We start from the raw sequence: 248 nt of genomic DNA, 5'->3' as shown, positions 1-248 counted from the left end.
GTCCGGAGACGGTGACCTGGTGTTCACGGGTGGCTTGTTCCAGGTGGGGCAGGGAGGTGTAGCCGGCGTCGACCAGGTGCTCGGCGGGCAGGAGTCCGCGGCTGGAGAGGCGGGTGTGGATGCCGGGCAGGACCTTGCTGTCGTGGGTGGTGGCCGCGGTGGTGGCCACGTCTGTGATCACGTTGGGGCCGTCGGGAGCACAGGTCTCGGTCAGGTGAGCGGAGAACCCCTTCCAGCTGATGATGTGT

At 67.7% G+C, this 248-nt stretch carries 1 pseudogene; it reads right to left on the bottom strand.

Features of this window, described 5'->3' with window-relative positions:
- Positions 1–181: pseudogene (locus IEY89_RS37970) on the bottom strand (IS1182 family transposase); the annotation flags it as partial.
- Positions 182–248: the final 67 nt, after the last annotated feature.

It is taken from the genome of Streptomyces lacrimifluminis, assembly GCF_014646095.1.
GTDB classification, from domain to species: domain Bacteria; phylum Actinomycetota; class Actinomycetes; order Streptomycetales; family Streptomycetaceae; genus Streptomyces; species Streptomyces lacrimifluminis.
The sequence above is the reverse complement of the archived record's forward strand: the minus strand, read 5'-3'. Positions and strand labels throughout refer to the sequence as shown.